Origin of the sequence: Chlorogloeopsis fritschii PCC 6912, from assembly GCF_000317285.1 — a bacterium.
Lineage (GTDB): Bacteria > Cyanobacteriota > Cyanobacteriia > Cyanobacteriales > Nostocaceae > Chlorogloeopsis > Chlorogloeopsis fritschii.
The window spans coordinates 22,113-38,487 of the sequence record NZ_AJLN01000042.1; the positions used below are offsets into that span (position 1 = coordinate 22,113).

Sequence of the window (16,375 nt, forward strand, 5' to 3'; positions counted from 1 at the left end):
GGCAATTAACTATTAACTATTAGCCATTAACAGATTCTGCAACTTTGTAGCGATCGCGTAACACACGACGCATCACTTTATTAGAGGCAGTTCGGGGCAAAGACTCGACTATGACAACATCATGAATCTTAAACAATGGATTGAGGCGTTGCTTAATTGCCGTTTGTAGAGAAGCTTTAAGTGCTTCTTTGTCAGCCTTTACATTAGACTCAACCACTGCATAAATTATTAGTAGACTTGGCCCGCCTTCGGGAGGAGAAATAGCGATCGCAGCAGTTTCGCAGATTCCCTCTACAGTATTGAGAATTTGCTCAATCTCCGTCGAGCTAACCTTGATGCCACTTAAGTTCATGGTATCGTCAACACGACCGAGAGCGCGGTAGTAGCCGTTGGGTAACTGCTCTATTTGATCGCCATGGCAACGTAGTGCCTGCCCTAAAGAGGGAGCATTAGCAAAGTAAACTTGATGGTGATCCTTGTTTAACAGTTCAGTAGAAAGTCCAATCGAAGGAGGAACGATAAACGCCTCGCCTTTATCCGCGAGATGCCCCTCCTCATCGAGAATCACAAAGTCTAAACCTAGAGCAGGTGTGGTAAAGGTTGAGGGAATCGCAGGTTGCACTACTGTACCCGTGATATAAGCCCCACCGATTTCCGTACCACCGCAGTATTCCACAATCGGTTTGTAGCCAGCCAAGGACATCAAAAACAGTATATCTTGCGGATTGGAACACTCACCCGTCGAACTAAATGCTTTAATAGCGCTCCAATCAAATCCTTGCATACAGGCAGTAGTTTTCCAATTGCTGACTAAACTGGGAACTAAGCCCAGCATAGTGACACGAGCATCCTGAATAAACTCACCAAATCCCCGTTCTGTAGGCGCACCGTAATAAAGGGCAATAGTTGCCTTATTTACTAAACTGGCATAAATTAACCATGGCCCCATCATCCATCCTAAGTTAGTCGGCCAGGCTACCACATCTTGCGGGTGAATGTCATGGTGTAGATGCCCGTCACTTGCGCACTTAATTGGGGTTGTCTGCGTCCAAGGAATCGCTTTTGGTTCTGCTGTAGTACCTGAAGAAAATAGGATATTAGTGTAAGCAGTTGGATGAGCAGAGAAAGCATCAAATTTCTCATTGGAACTAAGAAATTTCTCCCAAGTTAAATCGCCAAGACGCAGTGTAATTGATGGAGACGAAGCCAACACAATCGCTCTCGGTGTTTTAGCATCAACAACTTTGGCATAAAGAGGTAACTGCTTTCCACCACGCCGAATATAATCCTGGGTAAAAATTGCTTTTGCTTTAGATATGCGCAAGCGTGTCGCAATTTCATCGGCAGCAAAACTGTCGGCAATCGAGACTACGACACAACCCGCTTTAACAATTCCCAAATATATCGCCACAGATTCAGCAGTCATCGGCATAGCAATAGCGATCGCATCCCCAGGAACAAAGCCAGCTTCTACTAACCCATTAGCAACTCGATTGGTTAAAGCTTGAAGTTCTCCATAAGTCCAGGTAGTAAGGGCACCGCCCTCCGGCTGAAATATAATGGCGGGGTTGTCAGCAGGTGCTTGAAAACAACTATCGGTAATATTAAGACGCGCACCTACCAGCCATTGGGGCAACTCCACACCCTGCGATAAGTCAACAATTTGAGTGTATGACTTTTGCAAACAGATACCTAGTCGTTTAATCATCATCTCCCAAAACTCAGCTCGATGTTGTGCCGACCAAGCGTGAAGTTCTGCGTAAGAATCCAGCTTAAGCTCTTTCATCAATGCGGCGATATTAGTCGCCTGAATTTGCTCAGGAGAAGGAAACCAGGCTGGAGGTTGCCCTTGGTTAATATCCCAATCAGAGAAGGTAGTTTTATAGAGAAGTTCGTGGAGTGCAAAGGGATGGCAAGACTTGAGAATATATTGAACAAGGTACTGCCAACAATGGGTAGCAGGAAGGGAGGCAAGCCATTGATTAACTTGCGGTAGTATTGCCGAGGCTATGTTTGTTTCCAAACCACAGTTAAGAAGTTGTTCAAGTGATAGTTGCTTGCTCATGCCCTTTGCCTGGTTGTTGAGTGCGGTTCTAGGTCTACCTGATTGCAACACCTACATAAGGTGCTATTTGTCAATGTTAAGAGGGCTGATTTATCTATACTACAAATTTTCGGACAGGTCTGTGATGACGCAAGCGTAGTTGTATTTTGGTAGCGCAACGCTTACAGCCATTTTCACATGATTAGACCACAAATCGTAGGGGAGCCAGTGCGGTCTTGGGGTTTCCCCAAGTGGAGCAACTGGCGTTGGGCATTGCCCGTCGCCTATGTAGTAAACATTTTAGATAGTGGTGAACAATGCCCACCTTACAGAAAACCGCTGTAAGTACAATTCGAGATTGTAATGAGATGATTGTGCTGGAAAACGGTTACGATAAAGTTGCTTTATTTATGACAAGCAATATAAATATATAAAATGCAACTAGAAGATGATTTTGACTTTCTGCGTCCCGATGATATTCGGCTCAAAGGCACGCGGATAAGTTGAGAAACAATTCTCTATGATTATATCCATCGCGCCCCTACCCCAGAGGAAATTGCCTAAACCCATCCATCCCTAAGCCTAGAGCAGGTCTACGCTACTATTCTTTAGTATTTACATCATAAAAAAGCAGTCAGCCAATATGTTGCTGACTGGTTAGAGTGGAGTCACCAGCAACTAAAAGCACAGCAACTCAACCCCTCCCCATCTGCACTCCGGTTGCGGAAATTGAGAGCAGAACAAGAAGCTATGAAGAAAGTTCATGACTCTCAAATATCTTTTGGATGAAAATGTAAACTCTAATTACAAAATCCAACTGGCTCGGAATTAGGAAGGATGAGACTTGAGTTTTGCCAAAATATCCCAAGCTCTCGTCCAGAGAATTGATCCCCCCTCTTCTGAATCGACAGTATGCGAAACATTTGGCAGGCGCAAAGCCAAGGTTGCGCCAAAATCAGGGGAGTGAACTGTACTTGTATCTAAAGCACCATACCAGAGATCAACAGTAATGGTAATATTTTCGAGCTTTACAGTCCATATACTGAGTGAGTTAACCAAGTCTCGCGCGTATCCTTGAGCACCCTGTGCGAAACCCTCTTGCAAGGCTCGCTGATACGCTTTGCTGAAGGTGTCACTCTCATACAATAGGCGATCGCGCTCCCCACTCATCCCTATAATTAATTGCCACAATACTTCCGGCGTGACTATCTGCGAAAAGTGCCGCTCGAACCCTACAGCATCTTTTTGAACAGCAGCAATCATGCCTTCTACATCCGGATGCAAGAGCGGTCTTAGGCGTGGATGGGCAAGTTCATCCTGTCCCGATACAATTGCTATAGCCTGAACGAGATTCTGTGCTGCTAGAGCGAATGCAAACGGTGCGCCTTGGGAGAAACCAACGGCGAGAACGTTATGGAGATTATTAAACTGAATAAACTCCCGCGTGTCATCCACCCAAGAGGAAAGCGTCTTGTTCGGGTGGGGATCGGACGAACCCAAGCCAGGGCGATCGATGGCAATTAGTTTCAAGCCGAGATCTGGGAGGTAGCTTGTGCCAAAACCAAGCCATCCACTCATTCCAGCTCCAGTACAAAACAAAACTGGCAGGGCGTCAACAGCTCCCCATTCGTACCACGCGAGCCTACGACCATCATATAGTTGCATCGTTGCCTGTCTTTCGGGTGGTGTGACAAGAACGTTCAAGCTATTCACTTTCGTTTATACCCACTCGCTTTTAACCGCAAATGCAGACGTAAAGAAGCAGCGCGATCGCGTGACTTCGAGGCATTACATAAGTGCAGCCGTGGGGAAGTGAAGGAAGATGCAGTAACACCACGCGGTTGAACGTGGTTCTTGTTATCAACTTCTGGAACTAAATGCAATTTGCCGATCCGAGGCTGATGGCGACGCAGCAGCCATTTTTCCAGTTCCACACACCAGAAAACTACACTACCTACAACCAAACAAACAGCTAAATCAACTGCTGATAGAGGTAAGGTTGTAAACAGTTTTTGGAAGAAGGGAACATAAGTTACCATCAGCTGTAATCCCAGCGTCAAAGTTACTGCTCCCAAAAGTGGCTTGTTAGACAGTAAACCAATTTGAAACAGTGAGTCTCGTTCCGAGCGGATTGCTAAAGCATTACCCATCTGTGCAAGGGTAAGGGTGGTAAACAGCATCGTTTGCCAATTAGGATTACCAATTCTCCAGTACGCATAGCCTGTGCCAAGAGAGACTACTCCCATTAGTATTCCGATCCAGATAATATCTCTGCCCATACCCCGACCAAAAATATTCTCGTTGGGAGGGTGAGGGGGACGATTCATGGTGTCTTGTTCTGCTGGTTCCACACCTAAAGCTAAAGCTGGTAAACCATCGGTTGTTAGATTAATCCAAAGAATTTGTAGTGGCAACAACGGTAACGGCATTCCCAAAAAAGGAGCTACCAGCATTACCCAAATTTCGCCCACATTACTGCTCAACAAATACTTAATGAACTTGCGGATATTGTCGTAAATGACACGTCCCTCTTTGACAGCAGCCACCAAAGTCGCGAAGTTATCATCTAGCAGCACCATATCTGCTGCCTCTTTGGCTACATCTGTACCTCTAATGCCCATTGCCACACCGATATTCGCTGCCTTAAGAGCAGGTGCGTCATTAATGCCGTCACCTGTCATGGCGACGATATGTCCCCGTCTTTGCAATGTCTGCACAATCTCTAGCTTGTGTTCTGAGGACACTCGTGCATAAACAGATATATCTTCTAGAATGGCTACTAATTCTTCGGTTGGTAATTGCGAAAGTTCATCGCTGGTGAGGATGCGATCGCTGTCAGCAATACTTACTTCACGGGCGATAAATTGGGCTGTGAGGGGATGATCCCCGGTAATCATCACCGGACGGATACCTGCACGCTTGCAGGTGAGTACGGCATCTCTAACTTCCGGGCGGGCTGGATCGTTCATGCCTACCATGCCGATAAAAATCAAGTCTTGCTCTACATCTTCCCATGCTTGGGTAGATTGTAAAGGTCGAAACGCTACACCCATGACTCGCAAACCGTTTTTGGCTAGTTGGCTATAGGTAACAGAAATATGTCTGTGCCAAATTTCAGTGAGCGGCTTTGCCTGTCCGTTGATCCAAATATGACTGCAAACATCCAAAAGACTGTTCACCGTACCTTTTGTAAAGCCAATGTAGGACATTCCCCCGATTTTTTCACTCCAATGCCAAACCGTTTCGAGAACGCAGGGAATTCTAGATGGGTTATTTGGGAATTTGTGGATGGTAGTCATCCGCTGACGTTGGGATGTATAGGAAACTTCAGTGACACGGGGGAGCAAAGATTCTAAGTCACCTTTCCACAGTCCTTGTTGAGCTGAAGTCATCACTAAAGCACCTTCAGTGGGATCGCCGACGGCACGAAAGTAGAGCGGTTCATCTCGATCTGGTTCTAGCAAGGCATTATTACAGAGAGTACTGCTAGCTAATAGTAGAGCTACGCTCGGCGGTTGACATAGTAAAAATGGTCTGTCTCGGCTTTTGTCTCCTACAGGGGCACGCATCCGGGTAGTCAAATCTATGCGTTGCCCCGCTACGTCGAGAACGCTGACTGTCATGCGGTTTTCGGTGAGGGTGCCTGTCTTACCAGAACAAATCACCGTTACCGATCCCAAAGTCTCCACAGCAGGTAAGTTGCGAATCAGCGCTCGCCGTTTCAACATCTGTCGCGCCCCTAAAGCCAAGGCAATTGTTACTACTGCTGGCAAGCCTTCCGGTAAAGCTGCCACTACTAAAGTAATAGCAGTTAGGAACATTAACCTTAAGTCTTCTCCCCGCAACATTCCCAAAATCAGAATTACTGCCACCACAGCCAGAGAGGCAAATGCTAATCCTCGTCCCAGGCGATCTAAGCGCTTTTGGAGGGGAGTTGGTTCTACCTCCACTGCTTGAATCCTTGAGACAACGTGCCCCATCTCGGTGTTCATCCCGGTTTCCGTCACCACTGCCAACCCTCGTCCGTAGGTGACGACAGTATCCATGTAAGCCATATTGTGGTGTTCGCCCAGTTGTAAATCTGCTTGAGCGAGTGCCTGAGAATCTTTATCTACAGGTTCGGATACACCAGTCAGAGTTGATTCTTGGATTCGCAAACCAAAGCTTTCTAACACACGACAATCAGCCGGAACGATATCTTCTGCTTCTAACTGCACAATGTCTCCCGGCACCAGATAGCGGGCTGAAATTTCTTCCCAGCGTCCGTCGCGAAGTACTTTTACATCGGGTAAAGATAATTTTTTGAGTGTGGCGATCGCTTTTTGTGCCTGGTACTCTTGACTGAAACCCAAAAAAGCAATCAGCACAACAATGGCGATGATACCTACGGCATCTTTATAGTCACCCAACAAGCCTGAAACAATCGCAGCCACAATCAGAATAATTACCAAGCTAGCAGTGACTTGTTCCCACAAAATTTGCCAAGGATTTTTTAGTCCTTGCTCTATTAATTCGTTAAAACCATACTTTTCTAAACGACGACTGGCTTCGACCGCACTTAATCCAAAAGATACATCGCTGCCGAGTCGTTGCAGGACTTTTTGGGCGTCTAATTTGTACCAATTGCTCATGTTACGCCTCCTCGACTGTGATGGGGTTGGTAGATATAGAAGAGAACAAGAACAAAAGCAAGCGGATGGTTGCTCTGTGACTTTTACAGATTGCTCATCCGTTGCCCTTGTATAGTTGCAGTAGTGCAAGCAGGTATGACAAGCACCCCAAACTCAGGCATATCAATTTGCGGCACACCCATTCCGAACTGAAAAGAAATCGCTAATCAACAACAAAATCGCTGAGTTTAAATCGTTGTTAAATTACGATTTCCCCTACGTGATGTTATTCGCAAATTATGTTTAATGCCTGCCAAATTGCACTCAGTTGTGGGGACTGATACTAAGATACAAACTTCGGTCAACACGGTAAATGTATTTGATTGTTATCCACATTGCCGTGTTATTCCTCGTTTGCATCAAATTTCTCCTTGAACTGCAACTTGTTTCAATTTTTTAATGAATTTGCGATCGGGTTTAGATACTACCGATGGGAATATTATGCTTTTTGGTAGAAGTTATATTTTTAGGGATGATAGCGCTATGCTTTTTGTGCAGCTAACCACGAACTATCTTACCTAATTCTTCTCAGGCGCGTACTATCAGTTACAGCAAGTTCTGCCTTGGCTTCAGCGACTATATCTGCGAAGTTTTCACCAACTGCTGCGATCGCTCTTTGACTCTTTTCATAGAGGATTATTCCGCCTTTAATAGTTGTCTTGGTTAAGGATTTACCAAAACGTGCGACAACCGGAATCGCTAAAGGCAGAATCACTATCGCCACAATACCAGGAATACCAAAGTCTTCGACTACACTTTCTAAGTTAGGTACAACTTTGGGTAGCATAGTATGTTCACCCCCTTTATTTATGCAATCCGATTATTATATCATTATTTAAATGAGAGGGGCGATTGTTAAAATTTGTTGAGTTCTTCCAACTATCAATTTATGTCTTAATGTGAATTAGCCGAACTCACCTTGAGTCGCAGTAAATATTAGAAATAATAGATTAATTGTAAAATCCAAGTTTTAGCTGATAATGACCACAGATGGACACAGATAAACCACGAGATAAATAATCCGTGTGCATCTGTGTTAATCTGTGGTCGATTTCTAAAACATAATCTTTGCTTGCTATTTTAATTTATCTATTCTTGTTTACTAGCTGCTCGAATTCCTGTAAAATTTCGTCATACTTATTCCCTGCCACCCAAGCTAAATTATTATGATTTGCACCGTCTACCCATAAAGAAAGTTTTGGTGATGGTGCAGCAGCAAATAGCGTTTTCCCATGCGCAAAAGGAATGATATTATCTGCCTTACCATGTATCACTAATACTGGACAATTCACTCTTTTGATTTTATCCAGATTGGCAAACTTATCAAAAGGTAAAATTCTCAAAGGCACAACAACCCGAAACGCTGAAATAAAAGTGCTTTCCAAAATCAAACCTGCAACTGGTTTACGTGCAGCCAAATCAACAGCAGAACCCCCTCCAACCGAACGCCCAAAAACAATGATTTGCTGTGGTGAAATCTTTAATTGTTGCGTCAAATAATTGTAAGCAGTATCGATATCTTGATAGGCATTTTTTTCTGTAGGTTTCCCTTCGCTTGTGCCATAGCCCCGATAATCGTATGCAAACACACTAAAGCCGAGATTGCGTAATTTTTCGAGTACAAATTTAATATCTCCTAAATCCTCAGCATTACCGTGAACATAAAGAATAGTGTTTTTAGCTTGAGGATTAAATAAGTAAATAGCTGAAAGTTTTGTTCCATCTGCACTAGTCAACTTAATAATCTCATTTGTATCTTGATAGCTAGATGGTTGAGGCAGAAAAATCATGCTATCTGCCCCGAAAAAAACATAAACAGCGAAAAATATATAGATAAATACGAGCGAGCTAATCAATCTTTTCCAAGTAAAATCACCAAATAATAGTTTTTTCAGACGCTTTTTAGCCATAAATATTTTCTCTTAACTTGGCAAAAGTAGAGAAGGTTGTACTCTCACCATCTTTTGTACTTCATCTACTGTTATCTTTGCCAACTCAAATTTCTCAATTACCCAGGCATTAGTTTTTAAGTGCATACTTACCTTTGCTGTTTGATACTCACTTAAGTGCGAAGCTAAAGCAGCTGGTAACAATAACTGATCTGCTAGATGTTCATCTACTGCTGCACCAGTTTGGTGAAATTTTAACAGTTCTTCGCAAGCCATTTGGGCTACTTTTTCGGCTGGTAAACCCAAACGCCCCAAGGCACCAAACCCAGCTAAACTATTTTCATACTCAGCAGTGAGAAATAAACCTGCTCCCGGTGCTATGCCTTTATTTCGTGATGGTTGCACAACAGCTTGCAAATCTGCTGCTCGCAATAAATTCTCAGCCCGACTAGCCATTCTTTGAGGAATGTGAGAAGGCAGTTCCGTCACTACTGCCAATCCCCGTACCTGTTGTAAATTACCGCGCTCTTTAAGGTTGATGCCGTTAAATTTTTGACCACCATTTATCTGCAATTGCACCACACCCCCGCCTTGGGGATACCATCCCCAAGCACCTAATTCTATCTTCGCTTGTACGCCCATCCGCTGAAGTATGGGTAGATATACTTTTTCAATGTAAGTCATGGGTGGGCTAAAAGGAACGTGAGTTCCTCCTCGTAATGTCACATGAGAGTCACCACTTGCTAATGACAGAGGTAAGAGAACTGTCTGCAATACTAAAGTAATGGCACCTGCGGAACCACCCTCTTGGGCTTCGTTAACGTCAAATGTATAGTTCCCGGCATTGACAGCACCACCAGGAATAAATTCCAGCATCATCGAACCCAAAGCATCACCCCGTACTTGGGCATTGCAAATTGTTGCAGCGGCGCGAACTGCTGTTAGGTGTTGAGCTGCTAACCCTGGCTTTTTGCGTTGAGCGCGGATGTTATAAATACTTATGGGGTTACCTGTAATAGCGGCTAAACTTAGGGAAGTGCGAAGAATTTGCCCTCCACCTTCGCCATAGGAACCATCTATATCAACGATCATAATGTGTACTTAGGAATTATCAGATTTATTGTCAAAGAGCCTCAAGATGATAGCAAATTGAAAAGCGTAGCGATCTGTTGTGAGAGTCTTTCTGACTTGCGATAGGTCAACCAAATCTGATTAGTCACAGCTTTGGCAGGTTGCAGTACTAAATTTAACCGGCCTGCGGTAATCCAATCACGACACAAATAATCTGGTAAAACGCTGTAGCCCAGCCCATGAGCGATCGCTGCTCGAATACTCCGCAAATCTGGAATGACAAACTGGGGATTGACATCTAAGCGCCACCCAAATACAACTCTCCAGAATCTCCGAATAATTGGTAAATCATCGCTATAGGCAATCCAAGGTTGCTGAATCAGCCAAGCCGCTAGAGATGATAAGTCAGACTGAAGTACATCCTGAGCAATGGGAATTTCCTCCTGTGGAGGCCCTACCAACCAAAAGCTCTCTTCAAAAATCAGTTGATATTCCAATTCTGATTTGGCAATTTTTTGTGTGGCAATTACGCCATCTAATTGATTATTTAAAAGTTGTTCGATTAAGTCTTGAGCTAACCCAAATTTAATGGAAAACAGAGTATTTTGAGCTTTCAAGCGGCTTAAAATCTGTTCGGCGAAGAATTCTTGGGGGGTTCCCAGGCGAATCAAGAGTGACGCATTTTCTAGATTAGCATTTGCAGAAACAGATTCTAGGGTTTCGATCGCTGAAGCAATGCGATTATATAGTCGCTTTCCTGCTTCCGTGGGCAACATTCGCCGGGGCATTCGTTGAAACAGTGGTGCATCTAAAGCCGATTCTAAAGCAGTAATGTGTTGGCTCACAGCAGGTTGTGTCAGATGCAAGACTTGCGCTGCACCCGATACAGTTCCCACTCGATAAACTTCGATAAAGCTCCGATACCACTCAAAACTAACCATAAATATATTTATAGCAAAACCCAATTTTTATAATTTGTATTTTAGAGAAGTTGCTCTTAGTATGAAACTAGGTCAAATCGGTAATGCTTAAAGCTCGCTATTCATCTAGCTTTGAGCAAGGTGCAACCCAAACCAAAGCAACAAACTTTCAAAAGCACGTAGTTGTGAACGATCTCCTAGTAACTGAACAAAATCCTGCTTCTGCGATCGGTGTTGCTGAACAAATGGTGAAGTTACTCACAGCAGTAGCTGTCTAGATGAAGTCAAAAATAACACTTATCTCTCTTGATTGAAGATTTAAACAATGTTTAACCTCAAAACAAGTTTGACACTTTTATTTGCAGCCATAACTTTGACTGGTTGTATAGGAGTCAATGCTCAAAGGGTTGCTCCTGTCACTTCTAATACTCCTACTCCCAAGAAAATTTTGATTGTCTTAACCAATCACGAGCAACTGGGAAATACAGGACAAAAAACAGGTTTTTATCTCGATGAAGCTACTCATCCTCATGCTGTGTTTACCCAAGCCGGATTTGAGGTAGACTTTGCTAGTCCCACAGGAGAAGCCGCTCCGATAGATCCCAAGAGCTACAAACTTAACGATCCTCTCAATAAAAAGTTTGTCGAGAATCCCAAAGTCATGGCAAAGGTGGAAGACACTTTGTCTCCTGAAGAAGTCAAGCCATCGGAGTACAAAGCAATCTTTTTTGCAGGCGGACATGGTACTATGTGGGATTTCCCTAATAATCAAAAACTCGCTCAACTAACGGCGGCCATTTATGAACAAGGCGGCGTTGTTGGTGCAGTATGTCATGGCCCTGCTGCACTTGTAAATGTGAAACTCTCCAATGACGCATATCTTGTGGCTGGTAAAACAGTCGCAGCCTTCACCAATGAAGAAGAAGCAGCAGTCGGACTCACAAAAATCATGCCATTTTTGTTAGAGTCAAAACTCATTGAACGTGGCGCTAAACATACCGAAGCCCCAAATTTTCAAGCCCATGTTGTAGTTAGCGATCGCCTAGTCACTGGACAAAATCCTGCTTCAGCGATCGGTGTTGCTGAACAAATGGTTAGGCTTTTGAAGTAACTGACGAGAGGAACAATTGTTACAAGCATTATTTATAGTAGTGCCAGCGATCACCTAAAACTTCATTCAGCGTTCTGAACACATACCCCACGTACCTCATTTAAGTACTGAGCAGCCGATTTGTACTGGTGCGCCAGAAAACGAAGCACTCGAAAAAATGATGATTGAACACCTCAAAACCTCCGTAAGGTTTCTAAGCTGGTACTACGAATTTCTCGCTACCTGCTAGTTCAAATGCTGCATGAATGGCTTGCAAAGCTTTTACACCTTCTTCTTGGGCTACTACACAGCTAATTTTTATTTCTGAGGTAGTAATCATTTGAATATTAATTTGATGCTGTGCCAGCGCTGCAAACATTTTTGCTGCCACGCCTGGTTGCCCTACCATGCCAGCACCGACGATACTGACTTTGGCGATCGCCCGATCTAATGCTACTTCACCCCAACCGTGTTCTGCTGCTACCTGCTGCAACATTTTTTGAGCTTCTTGAGCATCGTTTTGCGCCACAGTAAAGGCTATATCTCGCCTTGGCACTCCATTAACAACATGACAGCGCTGCGACTGAATAATCATGTCTACGCTAATATTTTTTTCTGCCAACAGTCCAAACAACTTCGCCGCCAGCCCTGGACGATCTGGCACTTGGCGAATGGCAAGACGGGCTTGGTTCATGTCAAGGGCGACACCGCGAACGGGAGGAGTGGAGGAGTGGGAGAGGAGAGGCAGCCCTGTGCGGAGGTTCCCTCCGTTGAGGGGACTGCCGTGGGGAGTGGGAGAGGGGGGGGAAGATTCGATTTCAAATGCTTCTCGGAGGGCAGCAACGGCGCGATCGCATTCTTCAGCATCAATTACGCAGCTGACTTTGATTTCACTGGTGGAAATCATCTGGATATTCACGCCTGCTTTTGCTAGGGTAGCGAACATCTTGGCTGCAACTCCAGGACGTCCAATCATACCTGCACCAGCGATACTGACTTTGGCAATATTTTGCTGTACCATTACCTCTGCTTCTGTGGTTTCTGCACCTTTGTGAGTACGCAGAACTGGGGCGATCGCTGCTGCTACGGCTTCGGCTTTATTTAAAATTGGTGTCATTACTGTGAAGGCAATGTCATTTGTATTACCTTCATGAATCGACTGAATAATCAAATCTACGTCTACATCTTGATGGGCAATTTCTCCAAATAGGCGGGCGGCAACGCCTGGCCGATCTGGTACTCGCAACAGGGAAATTCTGGCTTGATTGGTGTCGGATTGTACATCGTTTACCGAGCGGGCAATTTCTAAATTGATGAGCGATCGCTCTTTGACGGGAGGTGAAGTTACCCAAGTACCGGGTTCATCTGTCCAGCTAGAGCGCACTACCAGGGGAACACCATAATTGCGAGCGATTTCCACCGCACGAGGATGCAGCACCTTGGCTCCCAAGCTAGCAAGTTCCAACATTTCATCACAGGTGATTTCGTCCATCAGCCGCGCTTCGGGAACTAAGCGGGGATCTGTAGTTAATATCCCTGGCACATCAGTATAAATTTCACAAAAATTTGCTCGTAAGGCAGCGGCAAGAGCGACTGCGGAAGTATCCGAACCGCCACGCCCTAAGGTAGTAATTTCCAATTTCTCTGTGCTGCTGATACCTTGGAAACCAGCAACAACAACAACTTTACCCTCTTGGATATGTCTTTCGATCCGCTCTGTTTCAATGTGTAGAATGCGAGCGCGGGTGTGTTCAGCTTCAGTGACTATTCCTACTTGAGCACCAGTCAAAGAAATTGCAGGTTGTCCAAGTTCCTGCAACGCCATGCTCATAAGGGCAATGGATACTTGCTCACCTGTGGAAAGTAACATATCCATTTCCCGACGGCAAGGATTTTTAGAGATTTCCGCAGCCAGTTTTACGAGTCCATCGGTGGTTTTACCCATTGCGGAAACCACCACCACAATAGAGTTTCCTGCTTTTACGGTTTTGTAAACGCGCTGTGCTACAGCTTGAATGCGTTCGACTGAACCGACAGATGTACCACCAAATTTTTGAACTATGAGCGCCATAAGTTTAACTAGATGAATCGTGCTTGCTTTATCAACACCCGCGCTGAATAAAGAAGTCTAAAAAAAGATTGCCAGTATATTAGTTTAATTAACTTATCAGACTCGGATGACATAAAGACAACGAATTTTACATTTTTTTCTCCTTACAGGCTTTTTGTTGACAAACAATAGACACAGCTGGGACACAAAATAGACACACAACTTGTGTAAGGTTTTCATAGCAGGAAAATTCTGCTAAAAATCGGGCTTTTTCGGCTAGAAGGCTTCGCCCGCCCTGCCATTCCCACTATTGCGATCGCCAAATGCTAGCTAAATAACTATGATTCAAGATGCCTTAGTCGGTTCAAGCATTCATCTGCGACATGGGGTAACTTTGCAAGTTAGTCACGCCCAGGGTGCAAATCCTGCTGTCGTATTTATTCATGGAGAAATGGGAAACCGCTTCAACTTCCGTTTTCAGTATGAATTTAGCAAAATACAAGGTTGGCGCGTTTTGGCATACGACTTGGCAGGAAACGGACAATCTAGCCCTTACAAGCGCTACTCTATCGGGCGGCATTGTCGCGATTTAGGGCGATTGTTGGATCGTTTTGGCATTTCCTCACCAGTGTTGTGCTGCCACGGCTCTGGAGTTTCTATTGGTTTAGAGTTTGCCCAGTACCGTCCAATCAGCGGCATCATTGCTATTGCTGGCGGTATTCATAACTTAACACCCTGGTGGCATATTCCTTTGATGAAGTTTATGGCTTTTGGAGGTAGATATTTTTACAAGTTGCCTGTGGCAGACACACTAAGCAACTTTTTCTCAATCTCCTACCATCACCAGTTTATAAAACAGTTTGTTGCTGAAAGTTTTGTACCAACAGATTTATATGCTTACAAAAGCTTAGAAGTTTTTTGGAATTATAACTTTTTTGCCCGTCACCCTGCGCCCAAAAATTTACACATCCCCGCTTTAGTAATTACTGGTGGTAAAGATTTGATGTTTACACGGGAAATGGGTAAGGAATTAGCAGGCTACTTTCCCAACAGCGTCCATTTACACATTAAAGATGCAGGACATCTAGTTATGGCAGAATTTGTTGAGTTAGTGAATGAGGCGATCGCTAAGTGGTTAATTGCTGTCCAACTAGGAATTCAGTTTTAAATAGTTTACTTTAATAGGTGCTTTTTGTTTTAACTACGGAAGGCGATCGCTTAGTTTTCAATTATAGATAAAATGTAGTAATCAATACGCTTAGAACAAGTAGAAAACTCTATAAAATCCCCTACTTCTTAGAGAAGTAGGGGATCTATGTTGTTAGTTTATTTATGTTGAGTGATACAAAATATTTATTTTATAAATGTCAAAATATCTATCTTTAGTAATAAATGATATTTGTACAAATAATTTCCAATTATACAAGTTCTGTTTTGTGCGTAATTATTAAAAACTATGGCGGAAAAAACAACGCGGCGCAACTTCTTAATTACCAGCGTGGCTGCTGCTGGCGGTATTGTAGGAGCAAACAGCTTGCAACAAAATTCCGTTAGTACTACACCGATGCCAGAACGAGTGCTAGGGCGCACAGGAGTAAAAGTTCCAATTTTTGGTTTGGGAGGTGCAAGTTCAAAAACACCACTAGACAAAGAAGATAGAGAAGGTGATGCTGTCGCTATTATTGAAAAAGCACTGGAGCTAGGAGTTCGTTATTTTGATACCGCTGCTAACTACGGCTCTAGTGAAGCTCATTTTGGTAAAGTGCTGCCATCCTATCGTTCCCAGATATTTTTAGCTACCAAAACAGATAAAAGAGATCGGGATGGAGCATGGCGAGAATTAGAGCGATCGCTCAAACGCCTGAATACAGATTATCTAGATTTGTGGCAGTTGCATTCTGTTGCTTATCCCGAACAACTCGACACTATTTTTAGTAAATCAGGAGCAATTCAAGCTTTAGAAGAAGCTATACAGCAGAAACTCGTGCGCTTTACTGGTATTACAGGGCACCACGATCCAAAAGTAATTATTGAAGGGTTACGTCGCTATCCTTTCCACACCACCCTAATTCCTGTAAATGCGGTAGAAAAAAATCATCCTCAACCATTCTTTCCTCCAGTCTTGTTAGAAGCTCAGAAACAAAATGTAGGCGTCATAGCAATGAAGGTACCTGCTTATGGAAAGTTGTTTCAAGCAGGTGCTTTAAGGGGAATGCAGCAAGCAATGGGTTACACGCTATCCCAATCTGGGGTGCATTGTTGTGTAATTGCCGCAGACGATCCCAAGCAATTAGAAGAAAATGTCAAGGTAGCCAGTACTTTTAAGCCACTGAGCAATACACAGTTAGCAGAGATTGAGAAACTCACGGCTAAAATTTGGCAGGATAGCACATTTTACCGCGCTTGGGCTTAGTATAGTCTTGGCATCCAAGTTAGGGTCTTGAATTTGACATAGCTAACAGGGTTTTTTGGTAAGTCGCTAAGTACTTACTACCGGGCTTATTCAGAGTGAATAACAAATCGTGAAGAAACTAACTTTGCAAATAGTTGTGTATAATCTATTTTTATTTCTCATATGATCGTATTTGTAAAATATACTGAAGAAACTTTGAGTTTGCGTCAAGTTATCCGTTTACACAGA

General features: G+C 43.8%; 12 protein-coding genes. 4 read left to right on the top strand and 8 right to left on the bottom strand.

What is annotated here, in order from left to right:
- Window positions 1-19: 19 nt before the first annotated feature.
- From UYC_RS0104095 to UYC_RS0104125, 7 genes are all read right to left on the bottom strand, one after another.
- Window positions 20-2,065, bottom strand: a complete 2,046-nt coding sequence (locus tag UYC_RS0104095) for an AMP-binding protein (RefSeq protein WP_016873373.1) — start codon at window positions 2,063-2,065, stop codon at window positions 20-22.
- Window positions 2,066-2,872: 807 nt separating this feature from the next.
- Window positions 2,873-3,757: an alpha/beta fold hydrolase gene (locus UYC_RS0104100; protein ID WP_235082877.1), complete on the bottom strand. Its 885-nt coding sequence runs from the start codon at window positions 3,755-3,757 to the stop codon at window positions 2,873-2,875.
- Window positions 3,754-6,675, bottom strand: a complete 2,922-nt coding sequence (locus tag UYC_RS0104105) for a cation-translocating P-type ATPase (RefSeq protein WP_016873375.1) — start codon at window positions 6,673-6,675, stop codon at window positions 3,754-3,756. Before UYC_RS0104105 ends, UYC_RS0104100 begins: the two co-directional genes overlap by 4 nt.
- A gap of 553 nt (window positions 6,676-7,228) precedes the next feature.
- Complete coding sequence (locus UYC_RS0104110) at window positions 7,229-7,501, bottom strand: DUF5132 domain-containing protein (protein WP_016873376.1); 273 nt, start codon at window positions 7,499-7,501, stop codon at window positions 7,229-7,231.
- 298 nt (window positions 7,502-7,799) lie between these two features.
- Complete coding sequence (locus UYC_RS0104115; RefSeq protein ID WP_016873377.1) at window positions 7,800-8,624, bottom strand: alpha/beta hydrolase; 825 nt, start codon at window positions 8,622-8,624, stop codon at window positions 7,800-7,802.
- Between the two features lie 12 nt (window positions 8,625-8,636).
- The gene (gene rtcA, locus UYC_RS0104120; protein WP_016873378.1) at window positions 8,637-9,695 is read right to left on the bottom strand and encodes an RNA 3'-terminal phosphate cyclase; all 1,059 of its coding nucleotides are present in this window, start codon (window positions 9,693-9,695) and stop codon (window positions 8,637-8,639) included.
- A gap of 41 nt (window positions 9,696-9,736) precedes the next feature.
- A complete protein-coding gene (locus UYC_RS0104125; RefSeq protein ID WP_016873379.1) occupies window positions 9,737-10,615 on the bottom strand; it encodes a LysR family transcriptional regulator in 879 nt (292 codons plus the stop codon).
- A gap of 83 nt (window positions 10,616-10,698) precedes the next feature.
- Here UYC_RS0104125 and UYC_RS38770 point away from each other — a divergent pair, with 83 nt between their 5' ends.
- Together UYC_RS38770 and UYC_RS0104135 are read left to right on the top strand one after the other, a co-directional pair.
- Entirely contained in the window at window positions 10,699-10,872 is a 174-nt protein-coding gene (locus UYC_RS38770; protein WP_016873380.1) for a hypothetical protein, read from the top strand.
- Window positions 10,873-10,919: 47 nt separating this feature from the next.
- Window positions 10,920-11,705: a type 1 glutamine amidotransferase domain-containing protein gene (locus UYC_RS0104135; RefSeq protein ID WP_016873381.1), complete on the top strand. Its 786-nt coding sequence runs from the start codon at window positions 10,920-10,922 to the stop codon at window positions 11,703-11,705.
- Between the two features lie 193 nt (window positions 11,706-11,898).
- On the opposite strand, the gene UYC_RS0104140 is transcribed toward UYC_RS0104135, so the two are convergent.
- On the bottom strand, window positions 11,899-13,755 hold the full coding sequence (locus UYC_RS0104140; RefSeq protein WP_016873382.1) for an aspartate kinase: 1,857 nt from the start codon (window positions 13,753-13,755) through the stop codon (window positions 11,899-11,901).
- A 319-nt stretch (window positions 13,756-14,074) separates the two neighbouring features.
- Between UYC_RS0104140 and UYC_RS0104145 the strand changes: the two genes are divergently transcribed.
- Together UYC_RS0104145 and UYC_RS0104150 are read left to right on the top strand one after the other, a co-directional pair.
- Complete coding sequence (locus UYC_RS0104145; protein WP_016873383.1) at window positions 14,075-14,902, top strand: alpha/beta fold hydrolase; 828 nt, start codon at window positions 14,075-14,077, stop codon at window positions 14,900-14,902.
- A gap of 288 nt (window positions 14,903-15,190) precedes the next feature.
- Entirely contained in the window at window positions 15,191-16,147 is a 957-nt protein-coding gene (locus UYC_RS0104150; RefSeq protein ID WP_016873384.1) for an aldo/keto reductase, read from the top strand.
- Window positions 16,148-16,375: the final 228 nt, after the last annotated feature.

Excerpts from the sequence above, each read along its gene's own strand:
- UYC_RS0104125 (WP_016873379.1), bottom strand. The coding sequence starts at position 10,615 with ATGGTTAGTTTTGAGTGGTATCGGAGCTTTATCGAAGTTTATCGAGTG.
- rtcA (WP_016873378.1), bottom strand. The coding sequence starts at position 9,695 with ATGATCGTTGATATAGATGGTTCCTATGGCGAAGGTGGAGGGCAAATT.
- UYC_RS0104140 (WP_016873382.1), bottom strand. The coding sequence starts at position 13,755 with ATGGCGCTCATAGTTCAAAAATTTGGTGGTACATCTGTCGGTTCAGTC.
- UYC_RS0104095 (WP_016873373.1), bottom strand. The coding sequence starts at position 2,065 with ATGAGCAAGCAACTATCACTTGAACAACTTCTTAACTGTGGTTTGGAA.
- UYC_RS38770 (WP_016873380.1), top strand. The coding sequence starts at position 10,699 with ATGCTTAAAGCTCGCTATTCATCTAGCTTTGAGCAAGGTGCAACCCAA.
- UYC_RS0104115 (WP_016873377.1), bottom strand. The coding sequence starts at position 8,624 with ATGGCTAAAAAGCGTCTGAAAAAACTATTATTTGGTGATTTTACTTGG.
- UYC_RS0104135 (WP_016873381.1), top strand. The coding sequence starts at position 10,920 with ATGTTTAACCTCAAAACAAGTTTGACACTTTTATTTGCAGCCATAACT.
- UYC_RS0104150 (WP_016873384.1), top strand. The coding sequence starts at position 15,191 with ATGGCGGAAAAAACAACGCGGCGCAACTTCTTAATTACCAGCGTGGCT.
- UYC_RS0104110 (WP_016873376.1), bottom strand. The coding sequence starts at position 7,501 with ATGCTACCCAAAGTTGTACCTAACTTAGAAAGTGTAGTCGAAGACTTT.
- UYC_RS0104145 (WP_016873383.1), top strand. The coding sequence starts at position 14,075 with ATGATTCAAGATGCCTTAGTCGGTTCAAGCATTCATCTGCGACATGGG.
- UYC_RS0104105 (WP_016873375.1), bottom strand. The coding sequence starts at position 6,675 with ATGAGCAATTGGTACAAATTAGACGCCCAAAAAGTCCTGCAACGACTC.